We start from the raw sequence: 14,060 nt of genomic DNA on the forward strand, positions 1-14,060 counted from the left end.
GTCATTATCGCAGCGCCGCACCCCCGGCCACGGCGCCGCGTCCCTTCACCGCGGGCCGTCCCCGGGGTAAAATCCTGACTGAACGGACGGTCGGTAATTCAATGGTCGGCAAGTCGAGGGAGGCCCGATGGCTCCGCTGCCCAGCTACGTGTCCGGCACCTGGCATGTTCCGCCGGACGAGGGCGCGCCGCTCACCGACGCGGTGACCGGCGAGGAGATCGGCCGGCTCTCCTCGACGGGCATCGACATGGCCGCGGCGCTGGAGCACGGACGTCGGACGGGCGGCCCGGCCCTGCGCGAGCTGACCTTCCACCAGCGCGCCGCCCTGCTGAAGCAGCTCGGCCTGCACCTGCGCGAGCACCGCGAGGAGCTGTACGCGCTGTCCGCGCGCACCGGCGCGACCCTCGCCGACTCCCGGATCGACGTGGACGGCGGCATCGGCGTGCTGCTGGCGTACGCGAGCAAGGGCAAGCGCGAACTGCCGAACGACACCGTCCTCGTCGACGGGGACGTGGAGCCGCTGAGCAAGGGCGGCACGTTCGCCGGACGGCACGTCTGCACGCCGCTGGAGGGCGTCGCCGTGCAGATCAACGCGTTCAACTTCCCGGTGTGGGGCCCGCTGGAGAAGCTCGCGCCCGCGTTCCTCGCCGGCATGCCGAGCCTGGTCAAGCCCGCACCGCAGACGGCCTACCTGTCCGCACGGCTGGTCGAGCTGATCATCGGGTCGGGCATCCTCCCGGAGGGGACGCTCCAGCTCGTCTGCGGCGGCCCCGGCGACCTGCTCGACCACCTGACCGAGCAGGACCTGGTGGCCTTCACCGGGTCCGCGGCCACCGGGCACATGCTGCGCGCACACCCGGTGGTGATCGGGCGGTCCGTCCGGTTCACCGCCGAGGCCGACTCGCTGAACTGCTCGATCCTCGGCCCCGACGCCCGGCCGGGGACGGCCGAGTTCGACCTGTTCGTCAAGCAGCTCGTCACCGAGATGACGGTGAAGGCCGGGCAGAAGTGCACGGCGATCCGGCGGGCGCTGGTGCCGTCCGGCCTGATGGACGAGGTGGCCGGGGCGGTGCGCGAACGGCTGGCGCGGGTGCGGGTCGGCGTCCCGTCCCACCCGGACGTGCGGATGGGCGCGCTCGTCACGCTGGAGCAGCGCCAGGAGGTCCGCCGGCAGCTGAAGAAGCTGCTGGACGCGGGCCGGATCGTGTTCGGCGACCCCGAGCACGTCGAGGTCCTCGGCGCCGACGCCGAGCGCGGCGCGTTCCTGTCCCCGATCCTGCTGCGCGCCGACGACGCGGGCCGCGCCGAGCCGCACGAGGTCGAGGCGTTCGGCCCGGTCAGCACGCTGCTCCCCTACGACGGCGCCGAGCAGGCCGTCGCGCTGGCCGCACGCGGGCGGGGCAGCCTGGTCGGCTCGGTCGTCACCGCCGACGCGGGCTTCGCGCGCCGCGTGGTGCTGGGCGCGGCGCCCTGGCACGGGCGGCTGCTCGTCCTCAACGAGGAGGACGCGAAGGAGTCCACCGGGCACGGCTCACCGATGCCGGGGCTGGTCCACGGCGGGCCGGGACGCGCGGGCGGCGGCGAGGAGATGGGCGGGATGCGCGGCGTCCTGCACCACATGCAGCGCACCGCCGTGCAGGCCGGGCCGTCCATGCTGTCCGCGATCACCGGGCGCTGGACGCCGGGCGCGCCCCGCGTGCAGGCGGACGTCCACCCGTTCCGCAAGCACCTCGAAGACCTGCGGGTGGGCGACACCGTCATCGCCGGCCCCCGCACGGTCACCCTCGACGACATCGAGCACTTCGCGGAGTTCACCGGCGACACGTTCTACGCCCACATGGACGAGGAGGCCGCCAAGGCGAACCCGTTCTTCGGCGGCCGCGTCGCGCACGGCTATCTGGTGGTCTCGTTCGCGGCGGGCCTGTTCGTCTCGCCCGAGCCCGGTCCCGTCCTCGCGAACTACGGGCTGGAGAACCTGCGGTTCCTCACCCCGACGTTCCCCGGCGACGAGCTGACGGTGAAGCTCACCGCCAAGCAGATCACCCCGCGGGAGAACGCCGACTACGGCGAGGTCCGCTGGGACACCGAGGTGACGAGGCAGGACGGCAAGGTCGTCGCGGCGTACGACGTCCTGACCCTGGTGGCCAAGCGCCCGGAGGAGACGCCATGACGCAGCAGCACTTCGAGCGGACGATCGAACGCGACCAGCGGATCGAGCCGCGCGACTGGATGCCCGACAGGTACCGGGCCACGATGATCCGGCAGATCGCCCAGCACGCGCACTCCGAGATCATCGGAATGCAGCCGGAGGGCGCCTGGATCACCCGGGCGCCGTCGCTGCGGCGCAAGGCGATCCTGCTCGCCAAGGTGCAGGACGAGGCCGGCCACGGCCTGTACCTGTACTCGGCGGCGGAGACGCTCGGCGCCGACCGGTCCGACCTCACCGCCAAGCTGATCTCCGGGAAGCAGAAGTACTCCTCGATCTTCAACTACCCGACGCCGGCGTTCGCGGACGTCGGCGTGATCGGCTGGCTGGTGGACGGCGCCGCGATCTGCAACCAGGTGCCGCTGTGCCGCAGCTCCTACGGCCCCTACGCGCGGGCGATGATCCGGATCTGCAAGGAGGAGTCGTTCCACCAGCGGCAGGGCTACGAGCTGCTGATGACGCTGATGCGCGGCACGGACGCGCAGCGGGAGATGGTGCAGGACTCCGTGAACCGCTGGTGGTGGCCGTCGCTGATGATGTTCGGCCCGCCGGACGCGGAGTCGACGCACACCGCGCAGTCCATGGCCTGGAAGATCAAGCGGCACACCAACGACGAACTGCGGCAGCGGTTCGTGGACATGACCGTCCCGCAGGCGGAGGCGCTCGGCGTCACGCTCCCCGACCCGGACCTGAAGTGGAACGCCGAGCGCGGCCACCACGACTTCGGCGAGATCGACTGGTCGGAACTGAAACGCGTGATCAGCGGCGACGGCCCGTGCAACGCGGAGCGGATCGCGGTGCGCCGGCAGGCCCACGAGGACGGCGCCTGGGTCCGGGAGGCCGCCGCCGCGTACGCCGCGAAGCAGGCTCACCGGGAGGTGGCGTGATGGAGAAGGACTGGCCGCTCTACGAGGTGTTCGTCCGCGGCAAGCGGGGCCTGAACCACGTGCACGTCGGCTCGCTGCGCGCCGCCGACGGCGAGATGGCCCTGCAGAACGCCCGCGACCTGTACACGCGGCGCAACGAGGGGGTCAGCATCTGGGTGGTGAAGGCGCGGGACATCACCGCGTCCAGCCCGGACGAGAAGGACCCGTTCTTCGCCCCCAGCGGCGACAAGGTCTACCGGCACCCGACGTTCTACGAGATCCCCGAGAACGTCCCGCACATGTGAGGCTCCATGTCGTTCGACAACGCGTTCGACGCGCTCGCCCAGGAAAGCGACGACACCCGCTGGGCGTTCGGCACCGGGTTCGCCGACCCGCTCGCCGGGATCGACCCGGCCGTCCCGGACGGCGTCGACCGTGCCGCGCTGGCCGCCTACTGCCTGATGCTCGGCGACGACGCGCTCGTCATGTCGCACCGGCTGCAGCAGTGGTGCACGCACGCGCCCGAACTGGAGGAGGAGGTCGCGCTCGCCAACATCGCGCTCGACCTGCTCGGCCAGGCGCGGCTGCTGCTGGCGCGCGCCGGGGCCGCCGAGGACGCCGGCCGGGGCGAGGACGACCTGGCCTACTTCCGGGACCCGCCCGAGTTCCGCAACGTCGGCCTGGCCGAGGCGGAGAACGGGGACTTCGCGTACTCGGCCGTCCGGCTGCTGGTGTTCGCGACGTGGCGGCTGGCGCTGCTGGACCGCCTCACCGCGTCCGGCGACCCGGTGCTGGCCGCGATCGCCGCGAAGAGCGTGAAGGAGGTCGCCTACCACCGCGACCACGCCGCGCTGTGGACGGTCAGGCTCGGCGACGGCACCGACCTCTCCCACGAGCGCGCGCAGCGGGCGCTGGACGACCTCTGGCCGCTGACGGGCGAGCTGTTCGCGGCCCACGAGGTCGAACGCCGGCTCGCGGGCGCCGGGGTGGGCGTCGATCCGGCCGACGTCCGCGAGGAGTTCGACGCGGTGCTGGACGAGGTGCTGGCGAAGGCGACCCTGCGGCGCCCTGATCCCGTCCCGTCCCACCTGGCCGGACGCGACGGCGCGCACTCCGCGGCGCTGACCGGTCTGCTCGCCGAGATGCAGGGCCTGGCCCGCGCCCATCCGGGGGCGACATGGTGAGCGCCCGCGCGGTCGCCGAAACCGTCACCGACCCGGAGCTTCCGATGCTCACGCTCGCGGAGCTGGGCGTCCTGCGCGACGTCACGGAGCGGACCGGCCGCGTCGAGGTGACGATCACCCCCACCTACACCGGCTGCCCCGCGCTGGACACCATGCGCGCCGACCTGCGGTCCCGCCTCGCGGCGGCCGGCTACCCCGAGGTCGAGATCCGCACGGTCCTGGACCCGCCCTGGACGACCGACTGGATCACCGAATCGGGTCGCCGCAAGCTCTCCGAGGCGGGGATGGCGCCCCCCGGCCCGGCCCCCCGCCGCGAGCCGGGCCCGATCCCGCTCACGCTGGGCCCGGCCCGCCGCGTCCGCTGCCCGCGCTGCGGCTCCGCCGACACGGTCGAGCTGTCCCGGTTCGGCGCGACCGCCTGCAAGTCCCTGCGCCGCTGCGACGCCTGCCGGGAGCCGTTCGAGCACTTCAAGGAGCTCTAGATGACGCTCACCGAGGTCGCGCCGCGCCGCGCCGGCTTCCACGCGCTGCGCGTCGCCGCCGTCGAGCGCCTGTGCGACGACGCGGTCGCGGTCACCTTCGACGTGCCGCCGGACCTGGCGGACGCGTACGTGTTCCGTCCCGGCCAGTTCCTCACGCTGCGCCGCCGCGTCGACGGCCGGGAGGAACGCCGGTCCTACTCGATCTGCGCGCCGGCCGGGGCCGCGCCCCGCATCGGCGTCCGCGAGATCCCGGCCGGGCTGTTCTCGTCCTGGCTGGTGCGCGAGGTGCGGCCGGGCGACATGATCGAGGTCCTGCCGCCGTCGGGCACGTTCGTCCTCGCCGGCGGCGCCGCGCACCACGTGCTGATCGCCGCCGGGTCCGGCATCACCCCGGTGCTGTCGATCGCCGCGTCCGCGCTCGCCGACCCGTCCAGCCGTGTCACGGTGCTGTACGGCAACCGGACCAGCGGCACGGTCATGTTCGCCGACGAACTCGCCGACCTGAAGGACGCCCACCCGGACCGTTTCGAGCTGGTGCACGTCCTGTCCCAGGAGCCCCGGGAGGCGGAGCTGTTCAGCGGTCGCCTGGACGCGGACAGGCTGCGCACCCTGCTCCCCCTTCTCGTCCCCGTCCCGGACGTCGACCACTGGTGGCTGTGCGGACCGTTCGGCATGGTCACCGACGCGCGCGGTGTCCTGGACGGCTTCGGTGTACCGCGTGACCGCGTCCACCAGGAGCTCTTCCACGTGGACGACGTGCCGCCCGAACCGAACCGGAGGCGGTCCGCGCCCACCGGCCCGGCCAGCGAGGTCACGATCGTCCTGGACGGACGTTCCACGACCCTCACCCAGCCGCGGGACGCGACCGTCCTCGACGCCGCCCAGCGCGTCCGCCCCGACCTGCCGTTCGCCTGCAAGGGCGGCGTGTGCGGCACCTGCCGCGGCAGGGTCGTCGAGGGCGAAGTGGACATGCGCCGCAACTTCGCCCTTGACCCCGCCGAGGTGGCCGCGGGTTACGTCCTGACCTGCCAGTCCACCCCGGTGACCTCCGAGCTGACCATCGACTACGACAGCTGACCCGGCTCGGGCGGGCAGGTGAGATCGCGGCCGGGCAGGCGGCCGGTCAGCAGGTAGCCGTTGACGGTGGTCATCACGCACGTGTTCGGGTAGCCGCGCTGGTAGGGGGCGTGGACGTTCGCGGGCAGGGTGATCATCCGGCTGCCCCGCAGTTGGCGGTGCACCACTTCGTTGCGTTCGTAGATGGTTCGCGTGTCGCCGGTCGCCGCCACCATCAGGGCGGGGAGGGGGCCGACGGTTCGCGTCGGCGGCTCGGCCGGACGGGTCGGCCAGAACGCGCAGGGGCCGATGTTGTGGCTCACCGGGCCGAACATCGGGGCGGCGTGGCGGGTGCGCTGGACGTCGCGCCAGTAGAGCGCAGGGTCGCGCGGGGCGGCTCCGTCACCGCAGATGATGGCGGCCTGGCCGGAGGCGTCCCGCCCTTCGGCCCCGGTGAGCAGATAGGTGAGCTGCTCGTCCAGTTGCGGGGTGGGGCGGGCGGGGCGCCCCGCGGCCGCGTCGGCCAGGACGCGGACGGACGCGGCCAGGTTCGCCCGGGCCGCGTCCTCGTCGGTGTCCAGGGCGGTGAACAGCACGAGGGGCACCATCGTGTCGTCGAGGCGGTGGCGGCCGACGGCCAGGGGGGCGCGGCCGGACGCCTTGAGGATCCGGTGCACGGTGGCCAGGACCGCGGTCCGGGTGTCTCCGAGGCGGTATTCCGCGTCGCGCTCCGCCGTCCAGGCCGCCCAGCCGGCGAGGCCCCGCTCGTTCGCCTGCTCGACGCCCACGAGGGTGCGCGGACCCCAGGTGAACAGGTCCTGGGAGCTGTCGAGGACGACCCGGTCGAGGCGGCCCGGGAACATCGAGGCGTAGACCTGGCCGAGGACCGTGCCGTAGGACGCGCCGTTGTAGGACACCTTCCGCTCGCCCAGCGCGCTCCGGACCACGTCCATGTCCCGGGCGATGTTGCGGGTGCTGATGTGCGGGAGCATTCGGGCGTTCGTCCGCGCGCATCGTGCCGCCAGGTCCTTCGCGAAGGCGGCGGCGCGCCCGTAGGAGCGGCGTGTCACGCCCGCGCCCTTGATCCACGTGCCGGCGGGCCAGCCGCAGTCGACCGGGGTGCTGCGGCCCAGCGAGCGGGGGTCCATGGCCACGAGGTCGTAGCGGGTGCCCGCCTCGCCCATGATGCCGCGCATGTAGGGCGGCATGTCGAGGGCGGGTCCGGGGCCGCCGCCGTTGAGGATCATCGTGCCGATCCGCGGGCCGGACGCCGCGAGCCGGGAGATCGCGACGGTGATGGTGCGGCCGTCCGGGCGGGTGTAGTCGAGCGGGACGGTCACGCCGGCGCACCTGGCGCCGGCCTTGTCGAGCTCCGCGCCGATCTCGTCGCCCGGCCCGAGCGTGCAGGGCTTCCAGGTGAGCCGCTGATGGTGGAAGCGGCCGAGGGGGTCCGGGGCCGCGGTGGCCGGGACCGCCGTCGCCATGGCGAGTGCGGCGGCCGTTCCCGTGAGGGCCGCCGTCCAGCGGGTCGTTTTCATCGGTTCTCCTCGCAGAGGGCGGTCCTGGCGATGTCCAGCTCGTCGTTCCACGCTTCCTGCGTGGCGGGGTTCTCGTTGAAGACCACGGTGACGGTGCGGCCGGACGGGGCCACCCCGGCGAGCGAGGTGAAGCCGTCGATGTCGCCCGCGTGGCCCCACCACGTGCCGCCGCAGCGCAGCGGCGTCCCGATGAGGCCGAGACCGTAGGACGCGCCGTCCCACACCCGGTCCGGGTCGGCGGGGACGGTCCGCCTCATCTCCGCGAGCATCGCCGGGGGCAGCAGCCGCCCGCCCGGCAGGGCCGCGAAGAACCGGTTCACGTCGCGGGGGCTGGAGATCAGCGCGCCGCCCGCCCACGCGACCGACGTGTTCATCTCGGTGCGGTCGGCCCACGCGCCCGTCTCGGTACGGATGTAGCCGCGCGGGTGCGGGCCCCGGATCCGCGTCCCGTCGCCGGGCCAGTAGGTGTCGCGGAGCCGCAGCGGTTCGATGATCCGCCGCCGGACCTCGTCCTCCAGGGGGTGGCCGCTCACCTTCTCCACGATCAGCCCGGCGATGACGTAGTTGGTGGTGGAGTAGTGCCAGCCGGGGCCGGGGCGCGGCAGCGTCAGCGCGCGGGCCACCAGTTCCTCCGGCTCGAAATGGCGGAAGCGGAACTCCTCGCCGCTCGCGAAGGTGTCCATGTGGTCGGGCAGGCCGCTGGTGTGCCGCAGCAGGCTCCGCACGGTGATCTCGCGTCCGTCGTGGCCGCCCCGGCCGAGCAGGCCGGGCAGGTAGCGCTCGACCGGGGCGTCGAGCGAGATCCGGCCCCGCGCGGCGAGCCCGAGCAGGGTCGCCGCCGTGAACGTCTTGGTGATGCTGGCGACGCGGACGCGCAGGTCCGCGCGCATCGGGCGGTGCGTCCGCCGGTCGGCGACGCCGCTTCCCGCCGTCCAGGCGCCGCAGCGGGGGTCGTCGATCCGTACGGCCGCGCCGGTGAGGCGGTGCACGCGCGTCATGCGTTCCAGCGCCGTGCGGGTGGCGTCGTGGTCGCCGCACCGGGGCCGGGCGGCGCGGGCCGGCGCGGGCGCCACGGCGGTGACGGTGACCGTGGCCGCCGCCACCAGCAGCGCGGTGATTCGGTGCCTGATCATGTGTTCCGACGCTAGGCGGGCGCGCTCACCGGCACATTGGGGCGATCACCCGGAGCGGTGGTGGGGCCGGCCCCCGTGCGCGGATTCCGGTGATCGGGACAGGGATTGGGGAGAGGGGTTCGTCCCCCTAGGATCGGCGCACCCATTCAGTCGCCGACCGGGCCGGGCGCGGGGCCCTCGGAGAGCGGCCGTCCCGCCGTGCGCGGTGGCCGCCGAGAGGAAGACATGGACCTGAGCGCCGATTACGTCGTGGTGGGGGCCGGCAGCGCGGGATGCGTGCTGGCGAAGCGGCTGGCCGAGTCGGGGGCGAGCGTCGTCCTGGTGGAGGCGGGTGGGTCGGACCGGACGCCGCTGGTCCGCAAGCCGGGGCTGATCGCCGTCTTCCACAACGTCCCCCAGTTGAAGAAGAAGCTGGACTGGGGGTTCTACAGCGCGCCGCAGAAGCACGCGCTCGACCGGAGGATCCCGCAGGTCCGGGGGAAGGTGCTCGGCGGCTCGGGGTCGATCAACGGCATGCTGTTCGTGCGGGGCCACCGCAGGAACTACGACGACTGGGCGGCGGACGGCTGCGACGGCTGGGGCTTCGACGACGTGCTCGCCGGCTACCGGCGGATGGAGAACTGGGAGGACGGCGCCACCGAGCTGCGCGGGGCCGGCGGCCCGATCGAGGTGACCCGGCAGCGGGACCTCACGCCCGCGTCGGAGGCGTTCATCGAGGCGCTGATCGACACGGCCGGGGTGAAGCGCAACGACGACTACAACGGCGCCGAGCAGGAGGGTGCGGGCGTCTTCCAGCAGAGCGTCGCCAAGGGGCTGCGGTACAGCTCGTCCGTCGGCTACCTGGACGACCACGGGCTGCCGAACCTGACGGTCGTGACGGGCGCGCTGGTGGAACGCGTGACCGTCGGCAAGGGGCGTGCCACGGGCGTCGAGGTCGTCTCCAAGAAGGGGCGCGGGACGATCCGGGCGTCCAAGGAGGTGGTGCTCGCGGCGGGGGCGTTCGGGTCGCCGCAGTTGCTCATGCTGTCGGGGGTGGGTCCGGCCGCGCATCTGCGGAAGCACGGCATCGAGGTCCACGCGGACCTGCCCGTCGGCGACAACCTGCACGACCACATGTTCGTGCCGATGACGTTCATCATGGACACCGCCCGCAACAAGGGCACCGCGCCCTACTTCGCCCGGGGCGTCGCCAAGGAGTGGACGAAGGGCGGGACGTGGGTGGCCCGCAGCGTGTTCGAGGCGGTGGGGTTCGTCCGCAGCGGGCAGGCCGGCGAGATCCCCGACCTCCAGCTGCACGCGCTGCCGTGGTCGTACCCGTTCCCCAACCAGGACGCCCCGGTGCGGCACAAGGTGGACAAGCGTCCCGCCCTCACGGTCATGCCGACGCTGATCTACCCGAAGAGCCGCGGCACGGTCCGGCTGGCGTCCGCCGACCCGGCCGCCGCGCCCGTCATCGACCCCGGCTACCTGACCGACCCGGACGACGCCCGGCTGCTGCTCGACGGGATCGAGCTCGTCCGCGAGGTGATGGCCAACAAGATCATCGCCGGGGACGTCAAGGCGGAGCTGTCCCCCGGGCCGCGGTACCCCGATCGCGCCGCGCTGGCGGAGGAGCTGCCGAACCGCGCGACGACCGTCTACCACCCGGTCGGCAGCTGCCGGATGGGGTCGGACGAGCGGGCCGTCGTCGATCCGGCGCTGCGGGTCCGCGGCATCGAGGGGCTCCGCGTCGCGGACGCGTCGATCATGCCGAGCATCATCGGCGGCAACACCAACGCCCCGAGCATGATGATCGGCGAACGCGCCGCGACGCTGATCCTCGGCGGCTGATCCTCGGCGGGCCGAGCCTCAGCGCGGGAAGCGGGCCACCCAGCGGCGCTGCCAGGGCGTCTCCACGGCGCGCGGGTGGTGGTGCTCGCGCGCCCAGGCGACCGCGTCGGCCGGGTCCACGCCGGACAGGACGGCGAGGCAGGCGATGACGGTGCCGGTGCGGCCGACGCCGCCGCCGCAGGCGACCTCGACGGAGTCGCCCGAGCACGCGCGGGCGTGCAGGTCGCAGATGCGCCGGACCGCGTCATCCCGGTCGCGGGGCAGCAGGAAGTCGGGCCAGTCGATCCACGCCGACTCCCAGCTCAGCCCCGGTTCGTGGCGGCGGCGCAGGCGGCCGGAGCCGAGGTAGAGGCCGAAGCCGGGGACGGGTCCGTCCGGCAGCGGGGCGCGCAGGCCGCGGCCCCGGATCCATGCGCCGTCCGGGAGCCGGATCGCACCGTCGAGCGGGGCGGTCACCGGGTCACCCCCGCTTGGCGGCGGGCGCGGTGGTTGGCGACGTTGAGCCGGTTCCCGCACCGCTCGGGCATGCAGTAGCGGCGGCGTCCGGCCCGGCTGGCGTCGATGAACACGCCGCGGCAGCCGGGGGCGGCGCAGGCGCGGAAGCGTTCGTGGCCGAGCGCCCGGACGACGCCGAGCACCGCGACCGCGATGACCGCGGCCAGCTCGTCGGCGAGGGACGCGTCCGGGGCGGTCGGGACGAACCACTGCCACCGCCCGGACGGGTCGCGGCGCAGCACGGGCGCGCGTCCGGCGCGCCGGAGCAGGACGGCCGCGCCCGCGGCGCTCTGCTCGCCGTTCTCCGTCTCCACGATGCCGCGGGCCTCCCGGCGGAGCAACTGGACCGGCTGGACGTCCGCCGCGTCCGGCACCCGAAGGTCCCGCCCCGCGGGCAGACCGGCCAGCAGGCCGGCCAGCGCCGCCGCATCGGGCAGCGCCTCCGCTCCGCGCACGGTGGGCGACGTGCTGATCAGGGCGTTGGCGAGCTCCGCGCCCGCCACGTAGTCGCCGATCGGAATGTGCACCACAGGTCCTCCTGTAAGGGTTACAGGAGGACCATAACACTTACTTCACCGGCTCCGTGCTGACGTCGAACTGGAGACCGCCGTTCACGGCGGACACCTCCACGTGCCGGCCGTGCTCCAGGTCGCCGGCCAGCAGCAGGTCGGCGAGCTGGTCGTCCACCTCCCGCTGGATCGTGCGGCGCAGCGGCCGGGCGCCGAACTCCGGCTGGTAGCCGCGCTCGGCGATCCAGTCCACCGCCTCGGGGGTGAAGTCGACGTCGACGTCCTGCGCGCGGAGGCGGCGGCGCGTCTCGTCCAGCAGCAGGTCGGTGATCTGCCGGAGCTGGCCCGCCTCCAGCCGCCGGAACACGATGATCTCGTCGATCCGGTTGAGGAACTCGGGCCGGAACGACTCGCGCAGCCGGCGCATGATCCGGTCGCCGAACGCGTCCCCCTCCCCGCCGGACACGCCGAACCCGATCTCCGTCGTCCCGATGATCAGCTCCGAGCCGAGGTTGCTCGTCATGATCACCACGGTGTTGCGGAAGTCGACCGTGCGGCCCTGCGCGTCGGTGAGCCGCCCGTCGTCGAGCAGCTGGAGCAGGACGTTGAACACGTCCTGGTGCGCCTTCTCGATCTCGTCCAGCAGGATCACCGAGTACGGCCGGCGGCGGACGGCGTCGGTGAGCTGCCCCGCCTCCTCGTAGCCGACGTATCCCGGCGGGGCGCCCAGCAGCCGGCTGACGGTGTGCCGCTCCTGGAACTCGCTCATGTCGAACCGGACCATCCGGTCCTGGCTGCCGAACAGCGCCTCCGCCAGCGCCTTCGCCAGCTCGGTCTTGCCGACGCCGGTCGGGCCGAGGAACAGGAACCCGCCGATCGGGCGGTTCGGGTCGCCCATCCCCGCGCGGGACCGGCGCACGGCCCGCGCCACCGCCGCCACCGCGTCCTGCTGCCCGATCACCCGCTGGTGCAGGTGCTCCTCCAGGCGGGTGAGCCGCTCGCGTTCGGCCTCGGTGAGCTGGGTGACGGGCACGCCGGAGATGCGGGAGACGACCTCGGCGATGTCCTCGGGGGTCACCTCCGGGACGGTCGCGGGGCCGTCCTCCTCGCCGGCGTGCCGCAGCTCCTCCTCCAGCCGGGTCACCTCGTCCCGCAGCTCGGACGCCTTCTCGTAGTCCTCGTCCGCGACGGCCTGGTCCTTCTCCCGGCGCCGCCGGTCGAGCCGCTGCTCCAGCTCGCGCCGCCCGCCGTCGCGCGTGCCGGACCGCAGCCGGACACGGGCGCCCGCCTGGTCGATCAGGTCGATCGCCTTGTCCGGCAGGAACCGGTCGGTCAGGTAGCGGCTGGACAGGTCCACGGCGGCGACGAGCGCCTCGTCGGTGAACCGCACCTGGTGGTGCGCCTCGTACCGGTCGCGGAGGCCGCGCAGGATCTCGATGCTGTCGTCGACGCTCGGCTCCGGCACCAGGATCGGCTGGAACCGGCGCTCCAGCGCCGCGTCCTTCTCGATGTTGCGGCGGTACTCGTCGATGGTCGTCGCGCCGACCGCGTGCAGCTCGCCGCGCGCCAGCGGGGGCTTCAGCATGTTCCCCGCCGACACCGCGCCCTCCGCGCCGCCCGCGCCGACGATCGTGTGGATCTCGTCGATGAACACCACCAGCTCGCCGGCGTGCTCGCGGATCTCGTCCACGACCTTCTTCAGCCGCTCCTCGAAGTCGCCCCGGTACCGGGTGCCCGCGACGACGCCGCTCAGGTCGAGCTGGACGACCCGCTTGCCGCGCAGCGCCTCCGGGACGTCGTCGTCCACGATCCGCTGCGCGAGCCCCTCCGCGATCGCCGTCTTGCCGACCCCCGGGTCGCCGATCAGCACCGGGTTGTTCTTGGTGCGGCGCGACAGCACCTCGACGGTCTCCTCGATCTCCCGCTCCCGCCCGATCACCGGGTCGATCCGGCCCTCCCGCGCCAGCACGGTCAGATCGCGGCCGAACTCGTCCAGCGTCGGGGTGCCGGACGGCGGCCCGCCGCCGGGACCGGCCGGAGGCTGCCCGGGACCGCCGCCGGCCGCCGCCGACTGCAGCGAATCCGGCGTGATGTGCTCGTGGTCCAGGATGCGTCCCGCGCTGGACCCGCGGTCGAGCGCCAGCGCGAACAGCAGATGCTCCGGCCCGATGTAGGACGAGCCGAGCGCCCGCGACACCTGGTGCGAGTCCAGCAGCGCGCGCTTCGCCGACGGCGTCAGCTCCGGCGGGACGTCCCGCGGCTCACCCCGCCGGGCATGGTCCTCGATCTCGTTCTTGATCTTGTCGGGGTCGGCGCCGGCCCGCGCGATCCACTGCCGCGTCCCCTGCTGCCGCGTCGCCGCCCACAGCAGGTGGTCGGTGTCCAGGTCGACGCTGCCCCACTGCGCCGCCTGGGCCGCCGCGTCCCGGACCAGCTCGCGCGCGGGCTCGCTCATCAGCCGCGCGATGCTGATCCGCTCCACCGGGCGGCGCTGCGCCCGCGCCCCGAAGAACCGGCCGAGCATCTCCTCGAACGGATCCATCCCCCCAGGCCCGTACCATCCCGCGCTCATCTGCGAACCCCCCTCGCCTGCGCACCAAGGCGCCGGCGCCCCGTCCGAGATGCGCGAGCACCGCACGCCGAAGGCCCGTTACTGCAACGGTCAGGGACCTGCCCGTGGGACGGCCCGGAAAACCCCGGGTGAAGCCCCCGGGCGGGGAGGCGTCGCGCGGCCGGCGCGCGGCACGCCGTTCCCGGCGGG

The 14,060-nt window shown here is 73.7% G+C and carries 12 protein-coding genes; 7 read left to right on the forward strand and 5 right to left on the reverse strand.

What is annotated here, in order from left to right; genetic code table 11:
• Positions 1–127: 127 nt before the first annotated feature.
• Genes paaZ through paaE form a run of 6 tightly spaced genes read left to right on the forward strand, consistent with a single transcriptional unit; the run spans position 128 to position 5,815 of the window.
• Positions 128–2,170, forward strand: a complete 2,043-nt coding sequence (gene paaZ / locus ACQP1N_RS32590; protein WP_433228099.1) for a phenylacetic acid degradation bifunctional protein PaaZ — start codon at positions 128–130, stop codon at positions 2,168–2,170.
• Entirely contained in the window at positions 2,167–3,093 is a 927-nt protein-coding gene (paaA, locus tag ACQP1N_RS32595) for a 1,2-phenylacetyl-CoA epoxidase subunit PaaA (protein ID WP_433228100.1), read from the forward strand. The genes paaZ and paaA overlap by 4 nt, the downstream gene beginning before the upstream one ends.
• On the forward strand, positions 3,093–3,377 hold the full coding sequence (gene paaB, locus ACQP1N_RS32600) for a 1,2-phenylacetyl-CoA epoxidase subunit PaaB (RefSeq protein ID WP_067797061.1): 285 nt from the start codon (positions 3,093–3,095) through the stop codon (positions 3,375–3,377). Before paaA ends, paaB begins: the two co-directional genes overlap by 1 nt.
• Before the next feature lie 6 nt (positions 3,378–3,383).
• On the forward strand, positions 3,384–4,256 hold the full coding sequence (gene paaC, locus ACQP1N_RS32605) for a 1,2-phenylacetyl-CoA epoxidase subunit PaaC (RefSeq protein ID WP_433228101.1): 873 nt from the start codon (positions 3,384–3,386) through the stop codon (positions 4,254–4,256).
• Entirely contained in the window at positions 4,250–4,738 is a 489-nt protein-coding gene (paaD, locus tag ACQP1N_RS32610) for a 1,2-phenylacetyl-CoA epoxidase subunit PaaD (protein WP_067797055.1), read from the forward strand. Before paaC ends, paaD begins: the two co-directional genes overlap by 7 nt.
• Positions 4,739–5,815: a 1,2-phenylacetyl-CoA epoxidase subunit PaaE gene (paaE, locus tag ACQP1N_RS32615; RefSeq protein WP_433228102.1), complete on the forward strand. Its 1,077-nt coding sequence runs from the start codon at positions 4,739–4,741 to the stop codon at positions 5,813–5,815.
• Here paaE and ACQP1N_RS32620 read toward each other — a convergent pair.
• A complete protein-coding gene (locus ACQP1N_RS32620; protein WP_433228103.1) occupies positions 5,803–7,332 on the reverse strand; it encodes an alpha/beta hydrolase in 1,530 nt (509 codons plus the stop codon). The two genes, paaE and ACQP1N_RS32620, sit on opposite strands and share 13 nt — an antisense overlap.
• Positions 7,329–8,465 carry a serine hydrolase domain-containing protein gene (locus ACQP1N_RS32625; RefSeq protein ID WP_433228104.1) on the reverse strand — a complete coding sequence of 379 codons (1,137 nt, stop codon included), beginning with the start codon at positions 8,463–8,465 and terminating at the stop codon, positions 7,329–7,331. Before ACQP1N_RS32625 ends, ACQP1N_RS32620 begins: the two co-directional genes overlap by 4 nt.
• 225 nt (positions 8,466–8,690) lie before the next feature.
• On the opposite strand from ACQP1N_RS32625, the gene ACQP1N_RS32630 reads away from it, so the two are divergent.
• The gene (locus tag ACQP1N_RS32630; RefSeq protein ID WP_433228106.1) at positions 8,691–10,295 is read left to right on the forward strand and encodes a GMC family oxidoreductase; all 1,605 of its coding nucleotides are present in this window, start codon (positions 8,691–8,693) and stop codon (positions 10,293–10,295) included.
• Positions 10,296–10,313: 18 nt separating this feature from the next.
• Here ACQP1N_RS32630 and ACQP1N_RS32635 read toward each other — a convergent pair whose 3' ends face one another.
• Genes ACQP1N_RS32635 through ACQP1N_RS32645 form a run of 3 tightly spaced genes read right to left on the reverse strand, consistent with a single transcriptional unit; the run spans position 10,314 to position 13,871 of the window.
• Positions 10,314–10,751, reverse strand: a complete 438-nt coding sequence (locus ACQP1N_RS32635; protein ID WP_433228107.1) for a phosphatase domain-containing protein — start codon at positions 10,749–10,751, stop codon at positions 10,314–10,316.
• The gene (locus ACQP1N_RS32640; RefSeq protein WP_242608879.1) at positions 10,748–11,320 is read right to left on the reverse strand and encodes a CGNR zinc finger domain-containing protein; all 573 of its coding nucleotides are present in this window, start codon (positions 11,318–11,320) and stop codon (positions 10,748–10,750) included. Before ACQP1N_RS32640 ends, ACQP1N_RS32635 begins: the two co-directional genes overlap by 4 nt.
• A gap of 37 nt (positions 11,321–11,357) precedes the next feature.
• Positions 11,358–13,871 carry an ATP-dependent Clp protease ATP-binding subunit gene (locus tag ACQP1N_RS32645; protein WP_433228108.1) on the reverse strand — a complete coding sequence of 838 codons (2,514 nt, stop codon included), beginning with the start codon at positions 13,869–13,871 and terminating at the stop codon, positions 11,358–11,360.
• Positions 13,872–14,060: the final 189 nt, after the last annotated feature.

It is taken from the genome of Actinomadura formosensis (assembly GCF_050948385.1).
GTDB lineage: Bacteria > Actinomycetota > Actinomycetes > Streptosporangiales > Streptosporangiaceae > Spirillospora > Spirillospora formosensis.